This is a genomic window from Mycobacterium sp. SMC-21 (genome assembly GCF_045310825.1).
Taxonomy (GTDB): Bacteria; Actinomycetota; Actinomycetes; order Mycobacteriales; family Mycobacteriaceae; genus Mycobacterium.
In genome coordinates, this window is the sequence record NZ_JBJIAO010000002.1 from 219483 (window position 1) to 244783 (window position 25301).

At 66.3% G+C, this 25301-nt stretch carries 24 protein-coding genes and 2 pseudogenes; 2 read left to right on the forward strand and 24 right to left on the reverse strand.

What is annotated here, in order from left to right:
* Positions 1–4: 4 nt before the first annotated feature.
* From ACJH6H_RS02955 to ACJH6H_RS02975, 5 genes and pseudogenes are all read right to left on the reverse strand, one after another.
* Positions 5–865: an ABC transporter permease gene (locus ACJH6H_RS02955; RefSeq protein ID WP_212806418.1), complete on the reverse strand. Its 861-nt coding sequence runs from the start codon at positions 863–865 to the stop codon at positions 5–7.
* Positions 862–1632: an ABC transporter permease gene (locus ACJH6H_RS02960; protein WP_212806417.1), complete on the reverse strand. Its 771-nt coding sequence runs from the start codon at positions 1630–1632 to the stop codon at positions 862–864. Before ACJH6H_RS02960 ends, ACJH6H_RS02955 begins: the two co-directional genes overlap by 4 nt.
* Positions 1633–1935: 303 nt before the next feature.
* Positions 1936–2316, reverse strand: coding sequence for a hypothetical protein (locus tag ACJH6H_RS02965; protein WP_212806416.1), 381 nt, complete (start codon positions 2314–2316; stop codon positions 1936–1938).
* 66 nt (positions 2317–2382) lie between these two features.
* On the reverse strand, positions 2383–3435 hold the full coding sequence (locus ACJH6H_RS02970) for a PLP-dependent aminotransferase family protein (protein ID WP_244872833.1): 1053 nt from the start codon (positions 3433–3435) through the stop codon (positions 2383–2385).
* A gap of 141 nt (positions 3436–3576) precedes the next feature.
* Positions 3577–3807 (reverse strand): annotated as a pseudogene (locus ACJH6H_RS02975) (GntR family transcriptional regulator); the annotation flags it as partial.
* Positions 3808–3906: 99 nt separating this feature from the next.
* Between ACJH6H_RS02975 and ACJH6H_RS02980 the strand changes: the two are divergent.
* Positions 3907–4443: a carboxymuconolactone decarboxylase family protein gene (locus ACJH6H_RS02980; RefSeq protein ID WP_244872834.1), complete on the forward strand. Its 537-nt coding sequence runs from the start codon at positions 3907–3909 to the stop codon at positions 4441–4443.
* A 34-nt stretch (positions 4444–4477) separates the two neighbouring features.
* Here the strand turns inward: ACJH6H_RS02980 and ACJH6H_RS02985 are convergent, their stop codons facing one another.
* The 4 genes from ACJH6H_RS02985 to ACJH6H_RS03000 all read right to left on the reverse strand — a co-directional run bounded on the left by ACJH6H_RS02985 (position 4478) and on the right by ACJH6H_RS03000 (position 7843).
* Entirely contained in the window at positions 4478–4999 is a 522-nt protein-coding gene (locus ACJH6H_RS02985) for a nitroreductase family protein (protein WP_318984243.1), read from the reverse strand.
* 104 nt (positions 5000–5103) lie between these two features.
* Positions 5104–6735, reverse strand: coding sequence for a cytochrome bc complex cytochrome b subunit (locus tag ACJH6H_RS02990; RefSeq protein WP_406774190.1), 1632 nt, complete (start codon positions 6733–6735; stop codon positions 5104–5106).
* Positions 6736–6869: 134 nt separating this feature from the next.
* Entirely contained in the window at positions 6870–7364 is a 495-nt protein-coding gene (locus tag ACJH6H_RS02995; protein WP_318984245.1) for a polyketide cyclase, read from the reverse strand.
* The gene (locus ACJH6H_RS03000; RefSeq protein WP_406774191.1) at positions 7361–7843 is read right to left on the reverse strand and encodes a hypothetical protein; all 483 of its coding nucleotides are present in this window, start codon (positions 7841–7843) and stop codon (positions 7361–7363) included. The genes ACJH6H_RS02995 and ACJH6H_RS03000 overlap by 4 nt, the downstream gene beginning before the upstream one ends.
* A 478-nt stretch (positions 7844–8321) precedes the next feature.
* Here ACJH6H_RS03000 and ACJH6H_RS03005 point away from each other — a divergent pair, with 478 nt between their 5' ends.
* Complete coding sequence (locus ACJH6H_RS03005; protein ID WP_406774192.1) at positions 8322–9560, forward strand: DUF222 domain-containing protein; 1239 nt, start codon at positions 8322–8324, stop codon at positions 9558–9560.
* Positions 9561–9655: 95 nt separating this feature from the next.
* Here the strand turns inward: ACJH6H_RS03005 and nuoN are convergent, their stop codons facing one another.
* The 15 genes and pseudogenes from nuoN to ACJH6H_RS03080 all read right to left on the reverse strand — a co-directional run bounded on the left by nuoN (position 9656) and on the right by ACJH6H_RS03080 (position 25298).
* Entirely contained in the window at positions 9656–11188 is a 1533-nt protein-coding gene (gene nuoN / locus ACJH6H_RS03010) for an NADH-quinone oxidoreductase subunit NuoN (protein WP_212814728.1), read from the reverse strand.
* 5 nt (positions 11189–11193) lie between these two features.
* Entirely contained in the window at positions 11194–12732 is a 1539-nt protein-coding gene (locus ACJH6H_RS03015) for an NADH-quinone oxidoreductase subunit M (RefSeq protein ID WP_212814729.1), read from the reverse strand.
* A gap of 5 nt (positions 12733–12737) precedes the next feature.
* Positions 12738–14621, reverse strand: a complete 1884-nt coding sequence (gene nuoL / locus ACJH6H_RS03020) for an NADH-quinone oxidoreductase subunit L (protein ID WP_406774193.1) — start codon at positions 14619–14621, stop codon at positions 12738–12740.
* 2 nt (positions 14622–14623) lie between these two features.
* Entirely contained in the window at positions 14624–14923 is a 300-nt protein-coding gene (nuoK, locus tag ACJH6H_RS03025; RefSeq protein WP_061002954.1) for an NADH-quinone oxidoreductase subunit NuoK, read from the reverse strand.
* A complete protein-coding gene (locus ACJH6H_RS03030; RefSeq protein WP_212813593.1) occupies positions 14920–15630 on the reverse strand; it encodes an NADH-quinone oxidoreductase subunit J in 711 nt (236 codons plus the stop codon). Before ACJH6H_RS03030 ends, nuoK begins: the two co-directional genes overlap by 4 nt.
* Positions 15613–16172: pseudogene (gene nuoI, locus ACJH6H_RS03035) on the reverse strand (NADH-quinone oxidoreductase subunit NuoI); the annotation flags it as partial. The gene ACJH6H_RS03030 and the pseudogene nuoI, both read right to left, overlap by 18 nt.
* Positions 16162–17391 (reverse strand): NADH-quinone oxidoreductase subunit NuoH, encoded by a 1230-nt coding sequence (gene nuoH / locus ACJH6H_RS03040; RefSeq protein ID WP_406774194.1) that lies wholly within the window; start codon positions 17389–17391, stop codon positions 16162–16164. The pseudogene nuoI and the gene nuoH, both read right to left, overlap by 11 nt.
* Positions 17388–19760, reverse strand: a complete 2373-nt coding sequence (locus ACJH6H_RS03045) for an NADH-quinone oxidoreductase subunit G (RefSeq protein WP_346416834.1) — start codon at positions 19758–19760, stop codon at positions 17388–17390. The genes nuoH and ACJH6H_RS03045 overlap by 4 nt, the downstream gene beginning before the upstream one ends.
* Entirely contained in the window at positions 19757–21058 is a 1302-nt protein-coding gene (gene nuoF, locus ACJH6H_RS03050) for an NADH-quinone oxidoreductase subunit NuoF (protein WP_346416833.1), read from the reverse strand. Before nuoF ends, ACJH6H_RS03045 begins: the two co-directional genes overlap by 4 nt.
* Entirely contained in the window at positions 21055–21777 is a 723-nt protein-coding gene (gene nuoE, locus ACJH6H_RS03055; RefSeq protein WP_212813603.1) for an NADH-quinone oxidoreductase subunit NuoE, read from the reverse strand. The genes nuoF and nuoE overlap by 4 nt, the downstream gene beginning before the upstream one ends.
* Positions 21774–23099 carry an NADH dehydrogenase (quinone) subunit D gene (gene nuoD / locus ACJH6H_RS03060; protein ID WP_212813605.1) on the reverse strand — a complete coding sequence of 442 codons (1326 nt, stop codon included), beginning with the start codon at positions 23097–23099 and terminating at the stop codon, positions 21774–21776. The genes nuoE and nuoD overlap by 4 nt, the downstream gene beginning before the upstream one ends.
* On the reverse strand, positions 23099–23773 hold the full coding sequence (locus ACJH6H_RS03065) for an NADH-quinone oxidoreductase subunit C (RefSeq protein WP_212813607.1): 675 nt from the start codon (positions 23771–23773) through the stop codon (positions 23099–23101). Before ACJH6H_RS03065 ends, nuoD begins: the two co-directional genes overlap by 1 nt.
* Positions 23770–24327, reverse strand: coding sequence for an NADH-quinone oxidoreductase subunit B family protein (locus tag ACJH6H_RS03070; RefSeq protein ID WP_029119553.1), 558 nt, complete (start codon positions 24325–24327; stop codon positions 23770–23772). Before ACJH6H_RS03070 ends, ACJH6H_RS03065 begins: the two co-directional genes overlap by 4 nt.
* A gap of 10 nt (positions 24328–24337) precedes the next feature.
* Positions 24338–24712 (reverse strand): NADH-quinone oxidoreductase subunit A, encoded by a 375-nt coding sequence (locus ACJH6H_RS03075; protein WP_043400785.1) that lies wholly within the window; start codon positions 24710–24712, stop codon positions 24338–24340.
* A gap of 193 nt (positions 24713–24905) precedes the next feature.
* The gene (locus tag ACJH6H_RS03080; RefSeq protein ID WP_135357290.1) at positions 24906–25298 is read right to left on the reverse strand and encodes a response regulator transcription factor; all 393 of its coding nucleotides are present in this window, start codon (positions 25296–25298) and stop codon (positions 24906–24908) included.
* Positions 25299–25301: the final 3 nt, after the last annotated feature.

Genomic DNA, 25301 nt, shown 5'->3' on the forward strand with positions numbered 1-25301 from the left:
CTACTTAGCCAGAGAGATTGAAGTTGCCGTTGGGCCCGTAGATGGCCAGTGAGATGAGCAGCGTGATGGAGACGACGACGATCAGCGAAGTGCGGACGGCATTGCCGACTGCCACACCCACCCCGGCCGGGCCGCCGCTGGCGAAGAAGCCGTAGTAGGTGTGCAACAGCAGGATTGCGAGCGCCATCAAGACCGCTTCCAGGAACGACCAGAGCAGGTCGATCGGGTTGAGGAACGTGTCGAAGTAGTGGTTGTACAGGCCGCCGGACTGTCCGAGTAGCACCACGGTGGTGAATTGGCTTGCGACGAAGGACAGGATCACCGCGATGGCGTACAGCGGTGTGATCGCGAGCATTCCCGCAGCGATACGGGTGCTGACAAGGTACTCGACAGATCGGATGCCCATGGACTCGAGTGCGTCGATCTCTTCGTTGATCCGCATCGCGCCCAACTGGGCGGTGACGCCGGCGCCGAAGGTGGCCGCCAGGCCGATCCCCGCGACGATGGGTGCCGAGATTCGGACGTTGATGAACGCCGCCAGGAATCCGGTCAGCGCTTCGATGCCGATGTTGCCCAGCGAGCTGTACCCCTGGATCGCCAGGACGCCGCCCGTGGCGAGAGTGAGAAATCCGACAATGACGACGGTGCCGCCGATCATCGCCAACGTGCCTGCGCCCATGCTGATTTCAGCCATGAGCCGGATCACTTCGCGTCGGTAGTGCGCGGCGGCGTAGGGCACCGCGGCAATCGCACGACCGTAGAACAAGATGTGATCGCCGATGCCGGAGGTGATCTTCACGGGCGTCTGAACGGCGCGTGTCAGCCGCGGGTACGTGGACCGAAGCGGCGCTGTGCTGCGGGTCATCGTGTGGTCATCTGGATGCCGATGGCGGTGACCACCACATTGACCACGAACAGCGACATGAACGCGTACACGACGGTCTCGTTGACGGCGTTGCCCACCGCTTTGGCGCCACCACCGGAGATGGTGAGTCCGCGGTAACAGGCCACTACGCCGGCGATGAGGCCGAACAGCGTCGCCTTGATGCAGGAGATGACGACTTCGGGAACACCGGTGAGCAGAGTGATGCCGGCGGCGAAGGCACCGGGGTTGACGTCCTGCACGAATACCGAGAACAGGTATCCGCCGAGGATGCCGATGATGACCACAAGACTGTTGAGGAGCAGTGCGACGAGTCCCGAGGCCAGCATGCGCGGGGTCACCAGCCGCTGCACGGGATTGATCCCGAGCACTTCCATGGCGTCGATCTCTTCCCGGATGGTGCGCGATCCGAGATCGGCGCACATGGCGGTCGCGCCGGCGCCGGCCACGATCAGGACCGTCACCATGGGACCGACCTGTGTGACAGCGCCGAACGCGGCACCGGCTCCGGAGAGATCGGCGGCACCCAGTTCGCGGAGCAAGATGTTCAGAGTGAACGACACCAATACGGTGAACGGGATTGCGACGAGAAGTGTGGGTGCCAGCGACACGCGCGCGACAAACCATGACTGGTCGAGGAATTCGCGCCACTGGACCGGCCTCTGGAACGCGAATTTGGCGGCGTCGGCCGTCATGGCGAACAACCCGCCGACCGCTTGCAACGGACCGGCGAACGATCGCTGCGGCATGACGTACTCCGTTTCTCTACCGGGACCTGCGGGTCAATGTGACCCGGGACACGTCCCACCGAGGAAGATTGGCAGCCGCGCTTCGGGCCCCGCCATCGCGATTCCCTCCTACCGGGATTTCGGGAATGGGCTGCTGCGTTCGGAGTGGATCAACTCTCGGCCCAGAGGTCGGCGGTGTGAGCTGCCGAATTCCCGCTCAGCGGATGCGGCCGTCGGTACGCCACAAGGGGCCAGGCACATTGGGAGTGGCGACTCCCTCGGTGGAGTCGGCGGCAAATCGATTGCGAGACAGCGAGTGCCGCGCTAGTTACGTCGACCGATGACCAACGCGGCGACGCCGGCAAGCGTGAGGATCGTGAGAGCCGTGATGTCGAATGCCGGCCGGCCACCGAGATCCCGGTCGATCACGTGCGAGACGACGTGGAGCGCTTCGAACGCGATGAAGCCGCCGAGCGCCACCTCCACGGGTGACCGCTGCGCCGCGGCCAGCAGCATCGCGACTCCGACACCGATCTGCAGGACGCCGGCGTCATGCAGAAGGTGGCGGTTGTAGGGCTCGAACGGTGCGAGCACCTCGAAGAACGACATCGGTGCGACGAACGCCCAGATGCCGAGGATCAGCGTTATCAGGCCGAGGATCGCGCAGGTCACCAGCACGATCCGCAACGGTGTTCGCGTCGTCATTGCTCGAGATTAGGCGCGCAATGGCCCAGTGTCAGGCGCCACTTTGGCGGTGGTACCGGGTACCACTTACGTCGCGCGAGCAACTGCGGCCGCAATGCTCCGCACGCCGGTGTCGATCTGCGACTCCGTCAGGTTGGCGTAGCCGAGAATCAATCCCGGTGGCGCACAGTCGGGTTCGGTATAGCACCAGGACAGCGGATCGATACGTACCCGCCGGCTCGCGGCCTCGCGGACGATGTCGTCGACGTCGCAGTCGGTGGGCAGGCGCACTGTGAGATGGACGCCGGCGGCGGCGCCGAGCACCTTCGCCTCGGGGAGGTACCGACCGAGCGCTGCCAGTAGTGCGTTGCGTCGGGCAAGATAGCGCCGGCGCATGAGCCGCAGGTGCCGGTCGTAGTCGCCGGAACGGAGCAGTGTTGCGAACGCGAGTTGATCCATGACCGAACTACCGGTGTCGGCAAGACTTTTCGCCGACACCACAGGACCGACAAGGTCCGGCGGTAGGACCATCCAACCGAGCCGCAAGCCGGGGGCCAGTGTTTTGCTCACCGAGCCGAGGTAGACGACGCGGTCGGGGGCCAGGGCATGCAGCGCACCGACGGGTGCGCGGTCGTAACGGTATTCGGCGTCGTAGTCGTCCTCGATGACAATATTGCCCGCGCGGGCCCATTCGAGCAGCGCTGTGCGACGGGCGGGTGACAGGACGACACCGGTCGGAGACTGGTGGGCCGGGGTTGTCAGCACCGCCGATGCCGCGGTGTTGGCGAGCGCGGCGACGTCGAGTCCGTCGTCGTCGACCGGAACGGGCAACGGCTCGATGCCGTGGTGACGGAAAACCATGCGGTGCAACCAGAATCCGGGATTCTCCATCGCAACCGCGCGATCTCCCACCACATGCGCGAGTAATGCGACGGCCTGCGTCGCTCCCGAACACAACACGACACGCTGCGGATCGGCCCGTACCCCGCGGGTGCGTCGTAGGTAGTCCGACACCGCGGTGCGGGCGTCGGGTAGGCCCTTCGATGAAACGTATCCGAGCGACTGAGATTCGATGGACGACAGCCCCTGACGCAGCGCGCGCAACCAACTGTGCCGGGGGAAGCTCGACAGGTCGGGCACTCCGGGTGCGAAGTCTATGTCGAATGTTCGACGGTCCGGGCGTGACGGTTGCGATTCCCCAGTGGCCGTGTCGACTGCGGCAACCGTTGTGCCAGAACCTTGTTGACTCTGCAGGAACCCCTCTGCGACGAGTTGGCTGTACGCGTCGACGACGAGGCGTCGCGACACCTGGAGGTCTGCGGCGAGCACGCGACTGGAAGGCAGACGGGTTTTCGGCGTGAGCCGTCCCGTCCGGATCGCGTCCCGCAGGCCATCGGCCAGCTGGCGATGCAGCGCGCCGGCACCACTGGTCCGGTCCAGCTCGATGAGCAGCTCCGGACCTGAAGTGGTACCCGATTCAATCGAAATATTGGTTCCTAACCTGCGTCCAATAGCGACCTAGCATGAGGCTATACCGCAGGCGCCGTCCGGTGGCGAGGGAATCGAGGAGAAAGCATCGTGAGAATCCTGAAGCGCATCTGGGTACACCTCGTGGTCCTGGCCAAGTCCCGCCAAAACCGTTGGGACCTCCCGGGTTGGCTGATCCGGCGCCCGCTCATCGCAGCAGCGAACGGGCTCTACGAAATGGCGCTGTTGTTCAGCGGCCGGGCGCCGACCGAACTGAAGCTGCTCGCGGGAATCAAAGCCGCGATGTTGACGCACTGTGAATTCTGCATCGACATCTCCGATACCCTCGGCCGGAGTGAGGGGTTCTCGGAGCAGAAACTGATCGCCTTGGTGAACTACCGGGACAGTGATGAGTTCACTCACCTCGAAAAGCTGTGCATTCAATTCGCCGAAGAGATGTCCCGTACGCCCGCGATCATCTCCGAAGGCTTGCGTGAGGAGCTGCTCACGCACCTCAGTAAGGCTCAGTTGATGGAAATCGCTGCCGAAATCGCCTGGGAGAACCAGCGTGGTCGGCTCAACCAGGGTCTGGGCATTCGGCCGATGGACACGGCGGGTGGAACGGTGTGCCTGATCCCGCAGCCCGAGGCGCGAACTGGCACAAACGATTCCGTCGCGTGATGCGCTGGCTGCCAAACGGGCGGGGCTGAGCCCATCACACTCTGGCCCAGGTGATTTCGCGTCGTGACAGTCGAGCGCGACTCGGGGAAGGGCCGGTCTTTTCGTCCGACGGCCGCCCAGCCCGCCCTAGGGCAGTCATCGACGTCACCTCCCATGCGGCCGGGACGCCGAACTCGCGCGCGACACCGTCACGATCGAACGCGCGGAACTGATGTGCACCGAGTCCCATGACCAGCCCTTGAATCGTCATGTGGGCCACCGCCTGTCCGAGGTCGTATCGCGCGAATTCGGAGAACTCCCAGTCCGTGTCTTCGACGAGGACGTGAGCCAGGTTCACGATCAGCAGTGCGGCATCGGGCGCCCAGCGCGCTGAGCTGGGTGCCAGGTGATTCACGATCCGAGAGTGGACGGGGTCGTCACGGCGCCCCACGATGAACATCCACGGCTGGGAGTTGCCCGCCGATGGTGTGAGACGGGCGGCGTCGAGCAGAACGTCGACCTCTGCGTCACTCAGGGTCGCGTCCCGGTCGAACGACACCGGGCTGAACCGCTCCACCAATAGAGGATGAACTCCGTCGGCCGCGCCATTCTCACACTCGGTCACACCAGCATCATGAGCGGAAACACCTTGTTTCACAACCAATGTGGGCGTGTCTCAAACTATTGGTGCCCGCGCGAGCCGTTGGGCGAGATTTCGTCCTGGTATTCCTTGAGGGCGGTGAGTGCCTTGTGCTCGGCGGCGTGTTTGGCGTCGGCGAGGGCGGCTTGTTCGACGGCGGAGTCGGCGAACAGGAAGCTGCCGGTGCCGGGCGAGCCGGCGGAGCCGAGCTTGTTCATGCGCTTGGGCAGTGCGGCACCCTGGTATTCCAGCGGGATGGGGTGGCCGTGGTCGTCGACCGGTCCCAGGGGCTGGTGCAGTTCGACGTAGGCGCCGTGCGGCAGTCGCTTGATGATGCCGGTCTCGATGCCGTGCTCGAGGACGGCGCGGTCGCTGCGCTGCAGGCCGACGCACCAGCGGTAGGTCAGGTAGTAGACCACTGCGGGCAGGACGACCATGCCGATGCGGCCGATCCAGGTGGTGGCGTTCAGGGAGATGTCGAACTTGAGCGCGATGATGTCGTTCATCGCGGCCAGAGTGAGCACCATGTAGAACGCGATGGCCATGGCACCGATGGCGGTGCGGACCGGCACGTCACGCGGACGCTGCAGCAGGTTGTGGTGCGCATGATCACCCGTAACCCTGGCCTCGATAAAGGGATAAGCGATGAGCAACGTGAAGACCAGACCCATGATCAACGCCACCGCGACCACAGCGGGGATGGTGTGGCCGAAGGGGTAGAACTCCCAGGCCGGCCAGATACGGGCAAGGCCTTCGGTCCACATCATGTAGAAGTCGGGCTGGCTACCGGCGGACACCTGCGAGGGCTTGTAGGGGCCCAGTTCCCAGATCGGGTTGATCTGCAGCAGACCACCCATGATGCCGAGAACTCCGGTGACCATGGCGAAGAACGCGCCGGATTTGAAGGCGAAGACCGGCATGACGCGGACGCCGACGACGTTCTTCTCGGTGCGGCCGGGGCCGGGGAACTGGGTGTGCTTGCCGAACCACAACAAGATCAGGTGCGTGGCCACAAGGCCCAAAATGATTGCGGGAATGATCAATACGTGGAGCGCGTACATCCGTGGGATGATGGTCTGGCCGGGGAAGTCCCCGCCGAAGAGGGCCCAGTGCATCCAGGTGCCGATGACCGGAATGCCCAGGGTGATCGAGGACAGCGCGGCGCGCAGACCGATACCCGAGAGCAGGTCGTCGGGCAGCGAGTAGCCGAAGTAGCCCTCGAACATGGCCAGGATCAGCAGCAGCGCACCCGTCACCCAGCTGGCTTCCCGTGGCCGACGGAACGCACCGGTGAAGAACACCCGCGCCATGTGCACCATGATCGACGCGGCGAACATCAGCGCGGCCCAGTGGTGAATCTGACGCACCAGAAGGCCGCCGCGGACCTCGAAGCTGATGTCGAGTGCGGACTCGTAAGCGCGCGACATCTGCACACCGCGCAGCGGCTGGTAGACGCCGTTGTACGTGACTTCAGCCATCGACGGGTCGAAGAACAGCGTCAGGTAAACGCCGGTGAGCAGCAGGACCACAAAGCTGTACATGGCGATCTCACCGAGCAGGAAGGACCAGTGCGTCGGGAAGACCTTGTTCAGTTGCCGACGCACCGCCGCGGACGGGTGGTACCGCGAGTCGATCGCAGTCCCCTGGGCGGCGGCGCGATTCGACGCTGGCATGTGTCGTGGAGTTCGCGTGACCGTACCGGCCTTCATGTCCTGCCTCCTTTGATGAACGCCTTACCTCTGAGATGCATCTGGAGCCCGTTTTGTGACAGGTCCACAATGTGACGTGCATCACAAAGTTGGAGGCGCTACTTCTCGGCGAGCTGCTTGAAGTTGAGTAGCTGCCGTCGGGCCATCACGAGATCCCCCACACTGAGTAGGGGAGCGGCGAGCCGCCACGACTGTGGCGCAGTCACTTTCAGTACCAATCGAGTTCTGTGGTCGTCTAGCGGGGTGAGCCGATAGGACATGTGAGCGCCCATGATCTGCGCCGTCAACTGCGCTTGGTGGTCCACCGAGAGCACCTTGCCCAATGGCCGGCCGGCACTGGCGGTGAACGGATCACCGGGCCGGGGATCGTTCAGGTTGTGCAGCTTGCGCGGTGACTCCCGGCCCAGATTGTCGATCCAGTCGTAGGAGTACGGTGCCAGGCGCACTTGAACAACCCACGGCCACAACCGATCTGGTAGGGTGTTGACGGTGACTCCGCGCCACGCCTCGAGCGATGGGCTGGCGACGTAGCTGTCGCAGTCGTATCGCGCCATGGTTTCGGCGTCGGTGACGCCCCAGCGGTCACCGATCATCGGATGACCACCTTGTTCATCAGGTATGGAGCGGCCGTGCGATGGATGGGGCCGATGGCCCGCCAGATCACCGCCGCAGGCCGCTGCTGTTTGTAGTGCAGTGCGGTGATGAGTTGGCCTGTCGAGGCATCGACTCGCCGGAGGATCAGAGTTCCGTCCATCAGCGGCGATTCGGCCTCCAGGTGAACCGCATCGGGAGTCGACACCGCGATGCGCCAGCCGAGGATATGCTGCGGTGAGTCCGCCGGCCCGAGCCGGAATCGCAGTAACGCCTTGTGGGCGAACCGGATTCCCTCGCGGAGGGCTGGACTGGATTGTTCGAGCGCCTGCCGTGCCAGCGTTTCGGGCGTACGCGCGTCAGATTCAGCGACGGTGACTTCGAAGACGTCGAGGTAGTCAGCCTGCCGGAGGCTTGGGGGCAGAGCGGCGCTTGCCAGGCTCACCTGGCGCGCATGCCCAACTGCCAACTCCGTCGCCATGACTACGAGGCTAGGTACTCATTGGCCGCTTGTCAGGGGCCAGTTTCGTGGCGGAACCGGGTACCACTCGGGTGGGCACCGCGCTCTCATGGCAAGTTCAACGAGCGTCGGGACGGCGAGACGGCGGCGACCGCCGCGTGTGGTCCGGTGTGTAGACGCTTTGAGTCGGCAACGTCTTGCGGCATTGCAAAATTCGGAACGCGATGTACCAGGATCTTGGTGGCAGTTCTGTGGTTTTGGGACGGTGATGATCGCGTTGCCGGCTGTTGACGATCAAAACCGCGTCGTCCATCGCTCCTTTACGCAAGGTGTAGAACGACTTTCGGCATTGTCGTACTCGTCGCAGAATGCCGAGCTCCCCACGGGACGCATCAGGTCACCCGATGGGCTTCACCACGATCAGCCGCACTGTCACCGGTGTCCTGATGTAGGCCGAAAAACTCCTTGCTGTTCGAACATGTGTTCGATACAATTGGGCATGGGAATCACACCGGATCTCAACGCTCTTCTCGATCACCTGCGTGGCGTGGCCGTCCCCGACGACATGTCCCGGGACGACGCGGTGGCGGCCATGACGTGCGTGATGAAACTGCGCAATGTGATCGATCATCTGGCGGCGATGCTGACCGGGGTGTTGGACCGCTGCGGGGTGGCGGCCGCGCAGGGGCGGACGCCGCGGGAGTTGTTGATGGCGTTGGGGTGTGCGCCATCGGTGGCCGAGCGCTTTATCCGGGTATCGGGAGCCTTGTCGGCGTTGCCCACGCTCGCGGCGCATGCCGCTGATGGGGCGATCTCCGGGGAGCATGTGGATGCGATCGTCAAAGGCATCAACCACATCCGAGCCCGCGCACCCGGTGAGGTAGACGAGGAGACCCGGTTCGGGCAGGTGACCGATCTGTTGGGGCAGTTCTTCTCCGGCGCCACCCCCGCAGACATCGGGGCCCGCGCCCGCCGGTTGGGCAACCGGCATGCGGCCGCCGAAGGTGGCCTGCCGGCGGCCGAGGACCGGTCGGTCAACACCGCCGACCACCGCGTCACCAGCGACGGGCGGGTCCAGATCCGGGCGGACCTGGACGCCGAAGTCGGGGCCAAGTACATCGCGGCGATCGAACAAGGATCGGCGCCGCGGCCCGAACCCGACGGCAGCCCCGACACCCGCACGGCGGGCCGGCGGCGGGCCGACGCGCTGGAAGCGGTGCTGGACATCGCCGCCCGCGGCGGCGACACCGCTTACGCGCCGCGCACGCAGCTACTGGTGACCGTGCCCGCCGACGCCCCGGACCTGGCGGCGTTGGAATTCATCGGGTCGATCAGCACCATGACCCTGGAACGAATCTGCTGCGACACCACCGTCACCACCATGATCGTCGACGGCGAACACGTACCCCTCGATATGGGGCGGGAGAAACGTTTGTTCCCGGCGCACCTGCGCAAAGCGCTGTATTTGCGGGATCAGTGCTGCATCAAATGCGGCGCCCCACCCGGACGCACCCACGCCCACCACATCATCCACTGGACCCACCACGGTCAGACATCACTAGCCAACGGGTGCCTGCTGTGCCCGGCCTGCCACGCCAACGTCCACCACGACGGCTGGGACGTCGTCATGGGACTGGACAAACACCCCTGGCTCATCCCACCCGCGGCCGTCGACCCACACCGAAAACCCATCCCCGCCCACAACCGCCGCACCATGCGCCTCGACACAGCCGCCTAACACCTAAAGCATTGCGCACCTTGACAACTCAACAGTGTTCGGGGCCGGGTGTCGGCCCGCAGCCGGCCGCGGCGGCCCGGCCGTTGGTCAGCCACTCACCGCAGGAACTGACCCGCGTGGTTGGCCAGGTCGAGCACCGGCTGCGGGACGGCGCCCAGCGCCAGCGTCACAAAGGCGGTGAGCCCGATCATCGCGGTGCTCAGACTGCCCGACTGAACTTGCGGGCCGTCCTCGACCGCATCAGTGAAGAACATCAGGACGATCACGCGGACGTAGAAGTACGCGGCGACGGCGCTGACGATCACACCGATGACGACAAGCGATGCGGCACCACCTTCGGCTGCGGCTTTGAAGACGGCGAACTTGCTGACGAATCCACTGGTCAGGGGAATGCCGGCGAAAGCAAGCAAGAACAACGCGAACACGACACCGAAGAATGGATGCCGGCGTCCGAGTCCGGCCCACCGCCGCAGGTCATCTTCCTCGTCCCCGTCGGCGCGGCGCACCACACTCACGACCGCGAATGCGCCGAGCGTGCTGAAACCGTAGGCGAACAGGTAGAACAACGACGCCGACAGTCCGTTGTCGTTGAGCGCGATCACGCCGGTGAGGATGAAGCCGGTATGTGCCACCGAGGAGTACGCCAGCATGCGCTTGACGTAGTTCTGCGCGATGGCGATCACCGTGCCCACCGCCATGGACAGCACCGCGATGATCGACAGCACCGGCCGCCAATCATTGGCCAGCGCCGGCAGCGCCACGTAGCAGACCCGCAGCAGCGCGCCGAAGGCGGCGATCTTGGTGGCCGACGCCATGAAGGCCGTGACTGGTGTGGGTGCCCCTTGATAGACGTCGGGCACCCACGAATGGAACGGCACCGCACCGACTTTGAACAACAGGCCCACGCACAGGAGCGCGATGCCGATGAGCCCGAGGGAGGCCGGGCCGCGGCCGGCAGCGACGCCCGAGAGGCTCAGGCTGCCGGAGTAGCCGTAGAGCATCGCGACACCGAAGAGGAAGAACGCCGACGAAAATGCCCCCAGCAGAAAGTACTTCAGTGACGCTTCCTGCGACAGCAGCCGATTCCGGCGGGCCAGACCGCACATCAGGTACAGCGGCAGGGACAGCACCTCGAGCGCGACGAACATCGTCAGCAGATCATCGGACGCGCCGAACAGCATCATGCCGCCGAGCGCGAACATCGCCAGCGGGAACACCTCGGTCTGGGCGACACCGGTCTTGAGGGCGATCTGCTCGGCGGCGCTACCGGGCACTGTCGCGGCCTGCGGGGTGAACGCGGCCAGCCCACTGCCGTCCGAAACCCGTTGTGCCATCAGCAAGGTGGCCAACAGGCTGACCCCCAGCAGAGTGCCCTGCAGGAAGAGCGCCGGGCGGTCGATGGCGATGGCCCCGAGGACTGCAGGCCGGCCGATCGCCGAACCCAGGTGCAGCGCTTGGGAAACCACGGCCACCAGGGCCACCGCCTGGCCACCGATACTCAACACCACTTGGGCGCGGTACCGCGCCGGGCGCGGTGCGAAGGCTTCCACGAGCACACCTGCCAGCGCGATGCCGAACACGATCAGCATCGGCGACAGCAGGCCGTACTCGACGGACGGCGCGGGGATGGGCGTCACCGGGCGACCCCCTGGGCGGTACTCGACGAGGTATGTCCGACAGCCGGATTGATGACGTCCAACGCGGGCTTGGGGTAGACGCCGAGCACCAGCAGCAGGGCGACCAACGGCACGACCACGGCCAGTTCCCGCGGTACGAGGTCGCGCAGCTTGTCATTGCCGTCGGCGACGGGGCCCGTCATCATCCGCTGATACATCCACAGGATGTAGAGCGCGGAGAGCACCAGGGCCGTGGCCGCGACGGCGGTGACGGCCGGGTAGTGGATGAATGTGCCGACCAGAACCAGGAATTCGCTGATGAACGGTGCCAGGCCGGGCAGCGACAGCGTCGCGAGTCCGGCGATCAGGAACGTGCCGGCCAGTATCGGTGCGACGGTCTGCACACCGCCGTAGTCGGCGATGGCGCGAGACCCGCGGCGGGACACCAGGAATCCGGCGATCAGGAACAGCGCGGCGGTCGAGATGCCGTGGTTGACCATGTACAGCGCGGCGCCGGACTGCGCCTGCTCGGTCATCGCGAAGATGCCCAGAATGATGAAGCCGAAGTGCGAGATCGAGGTGTACGAGATCAGGCGCATGACGTCCGTCTGTCCGATGGCGACGATGGCCCCGTAGACGATGCCGATAACGGCCAGCGCAATGATCAAGGGCCGGAATGTCGCTGCGGACGACGGGAACAGCTGCAGGCAGTACCGGAGCATGCCGAATGTGCCCACCTTGTCGACGACAGCCATCATCAGGACAGCCGTGGCCGGCGTGGCGTGCACCGCCGCGTCGGGCAGCCAACGGTGCAGGGGCCACAGAGGTGCCTTGACTGCGAACGCGAACATGAACCCACCGAACAGCGCATTGGCTATCCCCGGGCTGATGTTGAGGGTGCCGTAGCGCACAGCGTCCGCGACGGCACGGAAGTCGAAGGAGCCGTGGTTGAAAGCGGGACTGTTGGCGGTGGCAACGTACAGTCCGATGACCGCGGCCAGCATGATCAGGCCGCCGAACAGGTTGTACAGCAGGAACTTCACCGCTGCTTTGGACGCGGCGGGCCGGTCCGCGCCGAAACCGCCGATGAGGAAGTACATCGGGATCAGCATGGCTTCGAAGAACACGTAGAACAGCAGGATGTCCAGTGACACCAGGGAGATCAGCACCATCGATTCGACGGCGAGGATCAGCGCGAAGTAGGCGTGGGTCGACTTGGCCTGCGCGCCGGCATCATTCGAGTCGCCGTCATTCCAGCCGGCGATGATCAGCAGCGGTACCAGGACAGCGGTCAGTGCGACCAAGACCAGGGCCACGCCGTCGACCCCGAGGATGTAGCCGGTGCCGAACGACGGTATCCACGGGTGGTTCTCGACGAACTGGTAGCGCGCCCCGGCCGGGTCGAAGCGCAGCGCCAGCACCAGCGCGATGACGAGCACCACCAGCGACACCGCCAGGGCCCCCCAGCGGGCGAAAGCCCGTGCGCCGGCGGGCAACAGGATCACTGCCGCACCGCCTGCCATCGGGACGGCCCACAACGCTGTCAGCCACCACATTCCGGTCACCACACCCTCACCGTGAGAATGGCGGCCGCAATCAATGCCGCTCCGGCCAACATGGACAGCGCATACGACCGGGCAAACCCGTTCTGCCAGCGTCGAAGATCCTGCGACCCGGTGCGGACCAGCGCGGCGAGCTCACGGGTGACGCCGTCGACCGCGACGTCATCGAAGTCGACAAGGTTCTCGGTGAGCCGCCGGCCCGGCACCATCAGCGCCCGCTCGTTGAACGCATCGCCGTACAGATCGTTGCGCGCGGCGACCGTCAACCCGGAGACGTTGACCGGGGCGCTGATCGGGACGGGTTGGCGCGCATACATCCGGTAGGCGATCGCGACGCCGACGCCGACCACCGCGAGCGTGACGACCGTGAGCAGCCAAGCGGGCACCGTATGCTCGGGCTCGTGGAAGCCGACGACCGGTTCGAGCCAATGCTCCAACTTCCCACCGACGGCGAGAAGCGCGCCCGCACCGATCGATCCGGCGGCCAGCACCACCATCGGCCAGCCCATGACCGACGGCGACTCGTGGGGATGCGCCTCGGCACGCCAGCGCTTTTCGCCGAAGAACGTCATCAGCATGACGCGGGTCATGTAGAACGCCGTGATGCCCGCGCCCAGCAGGGCGGCGCCGCCGAACAGCAGACCCTTGGCGCCGCCGGCCGCGAACGCGGTCTCGATGATGGGGTCTTTCGAGAAGAACCCGGACAGCGGCGGGATACCGACGATCGCGAGGTAACCCATGCCGAACGTGGCGAACGTGACGGGCATGGCGGTGCGCAGCCCGCCGTAGCGGCGCATGTCGGTCTCGTCGTCCATGGCGTGCATCACCGAACCGGCACCGAGGAACAGGCCGGCCTTGAAGAAACCGTGCGCCAGCAGATGCAGGATCGCGAGCGCGTAGCCGGCGGGTCCGAGACCCGCGGCCAGCATCATGTAGCCGATCTGGCTCATGGTCGACGCCGCGAGGGACTTCTTGATGTCGTCTTTGGCGCAGCCGATCACCGCGCCGAACAACAGCGTGACGGCCCCGACGACGGCGACCGCCAACCGGGCGTCGGCGGACTGGTTGAAGATCGGAGCCGACCGCACCACCAGGTACACGCCGGCCGTGACCATGGTGGCCGCGTGGATCAGCGCCGACACGGGGGTCGGGCCCTCCATCGCATCCCCGAGCCACGATTGCAGCGGTACCTGAGCGGACTTGCCGCACGCCGCCAGCAGCAACAGCAGACCGATGAGCGTGGTGGTCGCCGCTGGAAGAAGCGGCGCCTGCGCGAAAACACCCGTGTACGAGAGGGTTCCGGTGTGCGCGAACATCGCCGCCAGGGCCAGCGCCAGGCCGATGTCACCGACCCGGTTGACGACGAACGCCTTCTTGGCGGCCGTCGCCGCCGACGGCTTGTGCGACCAGAACCCGATCAGCAGGTACGACGCCAGGCCGACGCCTTCCCACCCGACGTACAGACCGAGATAGTTGTCGGCCAGCACCAGCAGCAGCATGGCCGCGACGAACAGGTTGAGATAGGCGAAAAAGCGCCGCCGGGCCGGGTCGTGCGCCATGTAGCCGATCGAATAGATGTGGATCAGCGCGCCGACCCCGGTGATGAGCAGGACGAAGCACACCGACAGCTGGTCCAGACGCAAGCCGAAATCGACCTGCAGTTGGGCCACCGGAACCCAGGAGAACAGCGTCTCGTGCACCAACCGGACGTCGTTGTCGCGACCGGACATTGCCGCGAACTGCGTGGCGCCGACGAGGAAGGCGCCGACCACCGTGGCGCAGCCGAGCAGATGCCCCCACGCGTCGGTGGCCTTGCCGCCGAGCAGCAGTATCGCCGCGCCGGCCAGCGGCAGCGCGATCAGCAACCACACCGATGTCGTCATGGTCACTGCTTCAACAGGTTCGCGGCGTCGACCGACGCCGATCGCCGGGTCCGGAATATGGTCATGATGATCGCCAGTCCCACCACCACCTCACACGCCGCCACGACCATGGTGAAGAACGCCACCACCTGACCGTCGAGCTCGCCATGCATCCGGGAGAACGTGACGAACGCCAGATTGGCCGCGTTGAGCATCAACTCGACGCACATGAACATGACGATGGCGTTGCGGCGCACCAGCACACCGGCTGCGCCGATGGTGAACAGCAGAGCCGACAGATACAGGTAGTTGGTGGGATTCACGAGATGTTCCCATCGTTGGTCGAGACACTGCGCCGCGGCAGGATGGCGCTGACGGACATGTCGGCGTCCGAGCCGTCGGGCAGCTTCGCCGGGATGTCGACGGCGTTGTGCCGCGCGTACACCCCGGGGTTGGGCCGTGGTGTCGGGTGCCCGCCGCCGGCGAACCGCTCGATTGCCAGCTCGCGCTGGGTCTTTCGGCGCTCGAACCGTTCGCGGTGGGTCAGCACCATGGCACCCAGCGCCGCGGTGATGAGCAGCGCGCTGGTGACCTCGAAGGCCCACAGGTAGCGCGTGAAGATCAGCACCGCCAGGCCCTGGACGTTGCCGGCCCGGTTGGCGTGCTCCAGCCCGACGAAGTTGGCCCCGAGGCTGCCGATCCCGGCGATCACCGCGATGCCGAATCCGATACCGGCCACGACGGCGGCAACGCGTTGTCCCCGAATGGTTTCGATCAGCGAGTCCGCCGAATCGACACCGATGAGCATGAGGACGAACAGGAACAGCATCATGACCGCACCGGTATAGACCACCACCTGCACGACGCCGAGGAACACTGCGTCCTGGGCGATATAGAGCACCGCGAGGCTGATCATGGTGCTGGCCAGGAACATTGCCGAGTACACCGCTTTGGGGGCGGCCACCATGGCGATGGCGCCGAGCACCGACACGGTACCGAGCACCCAGAACGTCACGGCCTCTCCGGTCACTTGGCCGCCTCGCGCCGCTTCAGGCCGTCCGCGGTGATGTTGCCGCGGTAGTAGTCCTCGTCGGTGCTGCCCTCGGCCATGGCGTGCGGCGGCGCGGTCATGTCGGGTTTCAGCGGCGCCAGGAGCTTGTCCTTGCCGTAGATCAGGTCGGACCGGTTGTCGTCGGCCATCTCGTAGTCGTTGGTCATGGTCAGCGCGCGCGTCGGGCAGGCCTCGATGCAGAGCCCGCAGCCGATGCACCGCAGATAGTTGATCTGGTACACCCGGCCGTACCGCTCGCCGGGCGAGAACCGTTGTTCCTCGGTGTTGTCGGCGCCCTCGACATAGATCGCGTCCGCGGGGCAGGCCCACGCGCACAGTTCGCAACCGATGCACTTCTCGAGGCCGTCGTCGTACCGGTTGAGCTGATGCCGGCCGTGATAGCGCGGAGCGACCGGACCGGGCTCCTCGGGATACTGCTCGGTGACCGGTTTCTTGAACATGGTCCCGAAGGTGACGCCGAAACCGGCGATGGCGTCGATGAACTTGGGCCTACCGGGCATGGTGAACCTCCTTGGCCGGGATGGGCGGCACCGGGAACGCGCCGGGCTGTGGTTCGGCGGCCGGGGCACTCGTGCGAGCCGACCTGCGCCGCACGGTATTCCACAGCGCGCCGGCGATGGCGACCACGGCGACGGCGCCGGCGATGGCCAGCACGACGGGCCAGCTGTCGTGACCCTGCAAACGCAGCGTGCGCACGATGCTGACGAGCATGATCCACGCCAGCGAGATCGGGATGAGCACCTTCCAGCCCAGCGCCATGAACTGGTCGTACCGCAGACGGGGCAGCGTGGCACGGAGCCACATGAACAGGAACAGGAACGCCCACACCTTGCCGACGAACCACAGCAGTGGCCACCAGCCGGTGTTGGCTCCGGGAATGAGGCTCAGCGGCCAGGGCGCCTGCCAACCACCGAGAAACAGCGTGGTGGCGAGGGCGGAGACCGTCGTCATGTTGACGTACTCCGCGAGCATGAACATCGCGAACTTCAGCGACGAGTACTCGGTGTGGAAACCGCCGACCAGCTCGCCCTCGGCTTCGGGCAGATCGAAGGGCGCCCGGTTGGTTTCGCCGACCATCGAGATCACGTAGATCAGGAATGACGGCAGCAGCAGGAAGACGTACCAGCGGCCCTGTTGTGACGCGACGATCTGCGACGTCGACATGGTGCCCGCGTACAGGAACACCGCGGCGAACGACAGGGCCATTGCGATCTCGTACGAGATGACCTGAGCGCTCGACCGCAACCCGCCGAGCAGGGGATAGGTCGAGCCGGAAGCCCAGCCCGCCAACACGATTCCGTAGACCCCGATCGAGGTGACCGCAAGGACGTACAACACCGCGACCGGCAGGTCGGTCAACTGCAGCGGCGTCTCGTGCCCGAAGACGTGGACCAGCGGCCCCATCGGGATGACGGCGAACGCCATGATCGCCGGGATCACCGAGATGATCGGCGCCAGCAGGTAGATCGGCTTGTCCACCCCGGCCGGGACCAGCCCTTCTTTGAGGGCGAGCTTGATGCCATCGGCGAGGCTCTGCAGTAACCCGAACGGCCCCACCCGGTTCGGCCCGATGCGCATCTGCATCCAGCTCAGGACTCGTCGTTCGAGCAGGATCGCGACGAGCACCGTCAGCACCAGGAACACAAAAATGCCAAGGGCTTTGGCGAGGACCAGCCACCACGGGTCCAGGCCGAACGAGGAGAGGTCGGGATAGTTCACGTTGCCGCCCCGCTGATCGAGACGACCGCGCCGGGGGCGACGCCGAGCGTGGCATGGACGGGCGAACCCGGCGAGTTCAGCGGCAGCCACACCACGCCGGTCGGCATGTCGGTGATCTCGAGCGGCAGGGTGATGCTGCCGCGATCGGTACTGACGGTGAGGGTTTCGGACGCGCCGACGCTCGCGGCCGTGTCGGGCGACAAGCGGGCCACCGCCGGACGCGCCGTGGCGGCCAGATGGGGTTCGCCGTCCTGCAGCCGGCCGGCGTCCAGCAGCATCCGCCAGCCGGCAAGAACCGCCTGACCGGGACCGGGCACGGGGTTCGGGGGCGCGGTGAATTCCGGTGCGGCGGGCCGTGGTCCGGTCCAGCACCCCAGTCGGTTCATCTCGTTGCGCACGGTCGCGACATCGCGCAGACCCAGATCGATGCAGTGCTCGTCGGCGAGCGCGGCCAGCACCCCCATGTCCGCTCGCGTGGCGGGCGGCAGCGCCGCGCCGAATGCGCGATGTCGGCCTTCCCAGTTCACGAAGCTGCCGGCTTTCTCGACGACGGGTGCCACCGGGAACACCACGTGCGCGAGATCGGTGACGGCGCTGCGACGTACTTCCATGCTCACCACGAACTTCGCGGCGCCGAGCGACTGCTGCGCCAGTGCTGGGTCGGGTAGATCGGCCAGCTCGACACCGGCGACCAGGACAGCCTCGAGCTCGCCGTCGGCTGCGGCGGCGAGGATCCCGGTGGTGTCGCGGCCCGGAGCGTCGGGCAGTTCGTCGACGTGCCAGGCGACGGCAACTTCCGTGCGTGACGGCACATCGGTCACCAAACGACCGCCGGGCAACAGATTCGGGGCCGCACCGGCTTCCAGTGCACCGCGCTCGCCGGCCCGCCGTGGTACCCAGCCGACGGCCGCGCCGGTCCGCTCGGCCAACCGGGCCACAGCGGAGAACCCGCCTGGGATACCGGCCAGCCGCTCACCGGTGAGGATGACCGAACCGGGCGGCAACACCTCGACGGCGTCGAGGGCGCGGGGTTCGCGGCCGGGTGCGGCGGAGATGAGGGTGCCGCCCATCTTCGCCAGACCGCGGCTCGCGAACGGCGCCACCGCAACAACTTTCAGACCGTGCTTGCGGAAGGCCTTGCGCAGCCGCAGGTAGATGATCGGCGATTCGTCTTCCGGCTCGAACGCGACGAGCAGCACGACGGGCGCCTGCTCCAGGTCGGCGTACGTCACCCGCATCGGCTGACCCGCGACGGACGCCGCCAGGAACTGGGCTTCCTCGTCGCTGTGCACCCGGTTGCGGAAGTCGATGTCGTTGGTGCCCAGCACAATCCGCGCGTACTTGGCATACGCATAGGCGTCTTCGGTCGTGAGTCGTCCGCCGACCAGCACGCCGGTCCGGGCCCCGGCCGCCGACAGGCCGCGCACCGCGACGGCGACGGCCTCGGGCCACGACGCCGGGCGCTGGGTGCCGTCGGCCTCGCGGATCAAGGGTGTGGTGATCCGGTCACCCTGCGTGGCGTAGGTGAAGGCCCACCGGCCCTTGTCGCAGTTCCACTCTTCGTTCACCTCGGGATCGTCACCGGCCAAGCGGCGCAACACCGTTCCGCGGCGATGATCGGTGCGCTGCGCACAGCCCGAGGCGCAGTGTTCGCAGACGCTGGGGGAGGAGACCAGGTCGAAAGGCCGGGCCCGGAACCGGTACGCAGTCCCGGTCAGCGCGCCGACGGGACAGATCTGCACGGTGTTGCCGGAGAAGTAGGAGTCGAACGGGTCATCGCCCCCGATACCGACCTGCTGCAGTGCGCCACGTTCCAGCAGTTCGATGAACGGGTCGCCGGCGACCTGATTCGAGAACCGCGTGCAGCGCGCGCACAGCACGCAGCGTTCCCGGTCGAGCAGGACCTGCGCCGACAGGTTGATGGGTTTGGGGAAGGTGCGCTTGACGTCCTCGAAGCGAGAATCGGCGCGGCCGTTGGACATCGCCTGGTTCTGCAGTGGGCATTCGCCGCCCTTGTCGCAGACGGGGCAGTCCAGCGGATGGTTGATCAGCAGCAGTTCCATCACGCCGTGTTGTGCCTTGTCGGCGGCCTCCGACGTCACCTGGGTACGCACGACCATGTCCGGGGTGACCGTGGTGGTGCACGACGCCAATGGTTTCCGCTGACCCTCCACCTCGACGAGGCACTGCCGGCAGGCGCCCACCGGGTCGAGCAGGGGGTGGTCGCAGAACCGGGGAATCTGCACCCCGATGAGCTCGGCCGCACGAATCACCAACGTGCCCTTGGGCACACTGATCTGCTGGTCGTCGATGGTCAGCGCCACCATCTCGACCGCGGCCGCGTCCTTCGCCGGCTCGGTGACCGTCATGCGCCCGCTCCTTCCGTGGCGAAGAGCGTGGCGGCGTGCGGGTCGAAGGGGCAGCCGCCATTCAGGTGCGCGACGTACTCGTCGCGGAAGTATTTGAGCGAGGACATGATCGGGCTCGCCGCGCCGTCGCCGAGGGCACAGAACGACTTGCCGAGGATGGCGTCGGAGATGTCGAGCAGTTTGTCCAGGTCGGCGGCGTGGGCCTGTCCGTTCTCCAGCCGGGCATAGATCTGTGCCAGCCAGTAGGTGCCCTCGCGGCACGGCGTGCACTTGCCGCAGGACTCGTGCGCGTAGAACTGGGTCCACCGGCGGACGGCCCGCACCACGCAGGTCGTCTCGTCGAAAATCTGCAGTGCCTTGGTGCCCAGCATCGAGCCGGCCCCGGCCATGCCTTCGTAGTCCAGCGGGACGTCCAGGTGTTCGGATGTGAGCATCGGCGTCGACGATCCGCCCGGCGTCCAGAACTTCAACTGGTGCCCGGCCCGCACCCCGCCGGCGTATTCCAGCAGTTCGCGCAGCGAAATCCCCAGGGGTGCCTCGTATTGTCCCGGCCGGGTGACGTGACCCGACAGCGAGTAGAGCGTGAAGCCGGGCGACTTCTCCGACCCCATGGACCGGAACCAGTCGACCCCGCCGCGGATCACCGACGGGACACTGGCGATCGACTCGACGTTGTTGACCACGGTCGGGCAGGCGTACAACCCGGCGACCGCGGGGAACGGCGGACGCAACCGGGGCTGGCCGCGCCGGCCCTCCAGCGAGTCGAGCAGCGCGGTCTCCTCGCCGCAGATGTACGCACCCGCCCCGGCGTGCACCACCAGATCCAGGTCGTAGCCGGTGCCGGCGATGTTGGTGCCGAGATAGCCGTTCGCGTAGGCCTCGGCGACCGCACCCTGCAGCCGGCGCAGCACCGGAACCACCTCACCGCGCACGTAGATGAATGCGTGGCGGGCGCCGATGGCGTACGACGCGATGATCGCGCCTTCCACCAGCGCGTGCGGCGAGGCCAGCATCAGCGGAATGTCCTTGCACGTCCCGGGTTCGGATTCGTCCGCGTTGACGACCAGATAGTGCGGACGGCCGTCGTCGGGGGAGATGAACGACCATTTGGTCCCCGTAGGGAAACCCGCGCCACCGCGTCCGCGCAGTCCGGAATCCTTGACCAGCGCAATGACTTCGGCGGGTTGCATCCGCAACACCGCCCGCAGCGCCTGGTAGCCGCCCTGCCGGACGTAGCTCTGCAGCGTCCACGACTGCGGCTCATCCCAGTGTCTGCTCAGCACCGGCGCGAGTGTCATTGCGGCGCCTCCATCCCGCGCTCCTGCGCGACGCGCAACCCGGCGAGGGTGGCCGCGCCCGGTTCGGAGTCGTTGCTGCCGGGGCGTTCATCGGGGAAGCCGGCGAGGATGCGTGCGGTGTCCTTGAAGGTGCACAGGGGCGCGCCCCGGGTCGGGGTGACCGGCTCACCGGTCCGCAATGAGTCGACGAGATCACGTGCGGAACCGGGTGTTTGGTTGTCGAAGAACTCCCAGTTCACCATGACCACGGGTGCGTAGTCGCAGGCGGCGTTGCATTCGATGTGCTCCAGCGTGACCCGGCCGTCGGCAGTGGTCTCGCCGGCGCCGAGACCCAGGTGGTCCTCCAGTGATTCGAGGATGGCGTCGCCGCCCATGATGGCGCACAGCGTGTTGGTGCACACCCCGACGAGGTACTCGCCTGTCGGGGTGCGGCGGTACATCGAGTAGAACGTCGCGACCGCGGTGACCTCGGCAGTGCTGAGGTCCAATTGCGCAGCGCAGAAAGCGATTCCGGCAGGGGTGAGGTAGCCGTCCTCGGATTGGACGAGATGCAGCAGCGGCAGCAGCGCGGAGCGGGCACTGGGGTAGCGGGCGATGATCGTCGCGGCGTCGGCGGCCAGGCGCTCGGTCACGTCAGGCGAATACGACTGCGGCCCTTGGCTGATCGGTGGGCCGGGCTCGTCCGGACGCGGCCCGAGACGCAGTTCGATAGCGGTCACCTGTCCACGCCTCCCATCACCGGATCGATCGATGCCACCGCGGCGATGGCGTCAGCGACCATGGAGCCCTCGCACATCACCGACACCGCTTGCAGATTGGTGAACGAGGGGTCGCGGTAGTGCACCCGGTAGGGCCGGGTGCCACCGTCGGACACCATGTGCACACCCAGCTCGCCGCGCGGCGATTCGACGGCGACGTACACCTGCCCGGCGGGCACCCGGATGCCTTCGGTCACGATCTTGAAGTGGTGGATCAGGGCCTCCATCGACGAGCCCATGATCTTGGCGATGTGTTCCTTCGAATTGCCCAGGCCGTCGGGGCCGAGCTTCAGGTCCGCGGGCCAGGCCAGCTTCTTGTCGGTGATCATCACCGGCCCGGTGACCTTGCCGAGCCTCTCGACACACTGCTCGACGATCTTGATGGACTCGTGCATCTCGCGGACCCGAATGATGTAGCGGCCGTAGGCATCACACTGGTCGTCGGTGATGACGTCGAAGTCATACGACTCGTATCCGCAGTACGGCTGCGCCTTTCGCAGATCGTGCGGCAGCCCCGTCGAACGCAGCACCGGTCCGGTGATGCCCAGCGCCATGCACCCGGTCAGATCCAGGTAGCCGACCCCCTGCGTGCGGGCCTTCCAGATGTAGTTCTCGTTGAGCAGATTCTCCATGTCGCGTAACCGCTTGGGCAGCAGCTTCAGCAGTTCCCGCAGTTGCGGCAGGGCCTCGTCGGGCAGGTCGGCGGCCAGGCCGCCGGGGCGGATGTAGGCGTGGTTCATGCGGAGCCCGGTGATGGTCTCGAAGATCGACAGCACCAGTTCGCGTTCCCGGAAGCCGAAGAACATGGCCGACATGGAACCCAGCTCCATACCGCCGGTCGCCAGCGCGACCAGGTGTGACGAGATGCGGTTGAGTTCCATCAGCAGCACCCGGATGATGCTCGCGCGCTCGGGAATGGCGTCGGTGACGCCGAGCAGCTTCTCGACGCCGAGGCAGTACGCCGTCTCGTTGAAGAAAGGCGACAGGTAGTCCATGCGGGTCACGAAGGTGACGCCCTGCGTCCAGGTCCGGTATTCGAGATTCTTCTCGATTCCGGTGTGCAGGTAGCCGATTCCGCACCGGGCCTCGGTGATGGTCTCGCCGTCGATCTCGAGGATCAGGCGCAGCACGCCGTGGGTGGACGGATGCTGCGGGCCCATGTTGACCACGATGCGCTCGCCGGCCACCGCGCTCTCCCGCGCCGCGGCCACGACGTCGGCCCAGTCTTGACCGCCGACGGTGACCACGCGTTCGCGGCCATCGGGTTCGTTGTCCTGAGTCATCAGTTGTAGGCCCGCCGTTCGTCCGGGGGCGGGATCTTCGCACCGTGGTACTCGACCGGGATTCCGCCGAGCGGGTAGTCCTTGCGCTGCGGGTGGCCCACCCAGTCATCGGGCATCTCGATCCGGGTCAGGGCGGGGTGGCCGTCGAAGATGATGCCGAAGAAGTCGTAGGTCTCCCGCTCGTGCCAGTCGGTCGTCGGGTACACCGAATACAGCGACGGCACATGCGGATCGGCGTCCGGGGCGCTCACCTCGACGCGGATGCGGCGGTTGTGGGTGATGGACATCAGCGGGTAGACGGCGTGCAACTCGCGACCGGTGTCGTCGGGGTAGTGCACCCCGGACACGCCCAGACACAGCTCGAATCGCAGCTGGTCGCGCAGTGCCTGGGCCACCGCGACCAGGTGTTCGCGGCGCACCTCGAGGGTCAGTTCGTCGCGGAAGACCACGACGCGCTCGATCGCGGCGCCGAACTCGTCGGGACCGAGGGTCGCCGCCAACGTGTCGACGACGTCGTCGAAGTAACCGCCGTAGGGCCGGGGTGAGCTGCCGGGCAGCGCCACCTCCCGGACCAACCGGCCGTAGCCCGACGTGTCGCCGCTGCCGCGCACACCGAACATGCCGCGCCGCGTCCCGATCACCTCGGGTCCCGTCTGGTCCGGCGCGTCCGTCATGACCGCAGCAGTCCCTTCAGCTCGATGGTGGGGCGGGCCTGCAGGGCGGCTTCCTCGGCCGCGGCGATCGCCTCAGCCCGGTTCACGCCCAGCGGCATCTCCTGAATCTTGGCGTGCAGCTTGAGGATTGCGTTGAGCAGCATCTCGGGCCGCGGCGGGCAGCCGGGTAGGTAGATGTCGACGGGCACGATGTGGTCGACGCCCTGCACCACCGCGTAGTTGTTGAACATGCCGCCGGAGGAAGCGCACACGCCCATGGCCAGCACCCATTTGGGTTCGGCCATCTGGTCGTACACCTGACGCAGCACCGGCGCCATCTTCTGGCTCACGCGGCCCGCGACGATCATCAGGTCGGCCTGGCGCGGCGTCGCAGAGAACCGCTCCATGCCGAAGCGCGCGATGTCGAAGCGCGGGCCCGCGGTGGCCATCATCTCGATGGCGCAGCAGGCCAGGCCGAACGTGGCGGGCCACAGCGACCCCTTGCGTACGTAGCCTGCGACCTTCTCGACAGTGGACAGCAGGATGCCGCCGGGCAGGCGTTCTTCGAGTCCCATGGGTCTGCCCTCAGTCCCAGCTCAGTCCGCCGCGTCGCCAGATGTATGCGTAGGCGACGAACACCGTCAGCATGAACAGCAACATCTCCACCACGGCGAATACCCCGAGCGATTCGAAGGAAACGGCCCAGGGATACAGGAAGACGATCTCGATGTCGAAGACGATGAACAGCATGGCGGTCAGGTAGTACTTGACCGGGAACCGCTGCCCGGTGGTCTCATGCCCGGGGGAGCCTGGGGCCATCGGCTCGATGCCGCATTCGTAGGCCTCCAGCTTGGCCCGGTTGTACCGGCGGGGGCCGATGACCAGCGCGATTCCGACCGAACCCACCGCGAACGCCGCGGCGATCGCGCCGAGTACCAGGATGGGGATGTAGACGTTCATGCGTTCGTCATGCCCTGTGTGGCTCCCTCGTCGAGCTGTCGATGTGAGCTGGCCCACAGCTTAGCTCGGTTAACGGAACGGCCGCCGCATTTTGGCTAGGATCATGATCAGTTCCTGACGTTCCCGCGTCTCATCGCCGCTGACGCGAAGAGTGAACGGCCACAGGCCATTTCGTGCTGGTTAACGCACGGTTTCACCGCTGTGGAGACAGCACCGCCACCACGGCCTCGCCGAGCCGGATCGGGTCGATCGGATGGGGCACTGCAGCCTCCGCGCGCGACCAGGAGGCCAGCCAGGCGTCGTCCGGGCGGCCGGTGAGCACCACGATCGGCGGGCAGTTCGCGACCTCGTCCTTGAGTTGCTTGGCGAGCCCCATCCCGCCGGCGGGTGTGGCCTCGCCGTCCAGGATCGCCAAGTCGATCCCGCCCGCGTCGACGGAACTCACCACGACGGGCGCCGTCGCCACGTCGAGATACGTCAGGTCGGGCAGGTCCGGGTGGATGCGCCGTCCCAGCGCCGTGCGCACCTGGTCACGGGTGTTCGGATTGTCGCTGTACACCAGGATCTTGAGCGCGGAGTCGGCCACGTG

Excerpts from the sequence above, each read along its gene's own strand:
- ACJH6H_RS02955 (WP_212806418.1), bottom strand. The coding sequence starts at position 865 with ATGACCCGCAGCACAGCGCCGCTTCGGTCCACGTACCCGCGGCTGACA.
- ACJH6H_RS02960 (WP_212806417.1), bottom strand. The coding sequence starts at position 1,632 with ATGCCGCAGCGATCGTTCGCCGGTCCGTTGCAAGCGGTCGGCGGGTTG.
- ACJH6H_RS02965 (WP_212806416.1), bottom strand. The coding sequence starts at position 2,316 with ATGACGACGCGAACACCGTTGCGGATCGTGCTGGTGACCTGCGCGATC.
- ACJH6H_RS02990 (WP_406774190.1), bottom strand. The coding sequence starts at position 6,735 with ATGCCAGCGTCGAATCGCGCCGCCGCCCAGGGGACTGCGATCGACTCG.
- ACJH6H_RS02995 (WP_318984245.1), bottom strand. The coding sequence starts at position 7,364 with ATGATCGGTGACCGCTGGGGCGTCACCGACGCCGAAACCATGGCGCGA.
- ACJH6H_RS03000 (WP_406774191.1), bottom strand. The coding sequence starts at position 7,843 with ATGGCGACGGAGTTGGCAGTTGGGCATGCGCGCCAGGTGAGCCTGGCA.
- ACJH6H_RS03005 (WP_406774192.1), top strand. The coding sequence starts at position 8,322 with ATGGGAATCACACCGGATCTCAACGCTCTTCTCGATCACCTGCGTGGC.
- ACJH6H_RS03015 (WP_212814729.1), bottom strand. The coding sequence starts at position 12,732 with ATGTGGTGGCTGACAGCGTTGTGGGCCGTCCCGATGGCAGGCGGTGCG.
- nuoL (WP_406774193.1), bottom strand. The coding sequence starts at position 14,621 with ATGACGACATCGGTGTGGTTGCTGATCGCGCTGCCGCTGGCCGGCGCG.
- ACJH6H_RS03045 (WP_346416834.1), bottom strand. The coding sequence starts at position 19,760 with ATGACGGTCACCGAGCCGGCGAAGGACGCGGCCGCGGTCGAGATGGTG.
- nuoF (WP_346416833.1), bottom strand. The coding sequence starts at position 21,058 with ATGACACTCGCGCCGGTGCTGAGCAGACACTGGGATGAGCCGCAGTCG.
- nuoD (WP_212813605.1), bottom strand. The coding sequence starts at position 23,099 with ATGACTCAGGACAACGAACCCGATGGCCGCGAACGCGTGGTCACCGTC.
- ACJH6H_RS03065 (WP_212813607.1), bottom strand. The coding sequence starts at position 23,773 with ATGACGGACGCGCCGGACCAGACGGGACCCGAGGTGATCGGGACGCGG.
- ACJH6H_RS03070 (WP_029119553.1), bottom strand. The coding sequence starts at position 24,327 with ATGGGACTCGAAGAACGCCTGCCCGGCGGCATCCTGCTGTCCACTGTC.
- ACJH6H_RS03075 (WP_043400785.1), bottom strand. The coding sequence starts at position 24,712 with ATGAACGTCTACATCCCCATCCTGGTACTCGGCGCGATCGCCGCGGCG.